The organism is Planktothrix paucivesiculata PCC 9631 (genome assembly GCF_900009265.2).
GTDB lineage: Bacteria > Cyanobacteriota > Cyanobacteriia > Cyanobacteriales > Microcoleaceae > Planktothrix > Planktothrix paucivesiculata.
Map to the genome: position 1 here is coordinate 1 of NZ_LR735113.1, position 222 is coordinate 222.

The 222-nt window shown below is 47.3% G+C and carries 1 protein-coding gene; it reads left to right on the top strand.

What is annotated here, in order from left to right:
* A partial coding sequence (locus PL9631_RS26490; protein WP_197046533.1) for a hypothetical protein occupies positions 1-207 on the top strand: 207 nt, incomplete at its 5' end.
* Between the last annotated feature and the right edge of the window lie 15 nt (positions 208-222).

The window sequence follows — 222 nt, forward strand, 5'->3', positions numbered from 1 at the left end:
GGAGAACCATCGGAATTGCTGAAACGGTTTTGGACACAGTTCTGGAATTTGTTGACTCGTGCCGATTGGAAACCTCGACTCAGGAAGTTGTTAAAGATTCCCCAGGCATTGCAATGGGTGGCGGAGGAACTGCAAACTCAGCCTATTCTGGAGGATATTTTCAGGACTATTGAGGGTTTGTTGGGGACAGATGAGGCCCTAAACTAATCCTGAACATTCTCC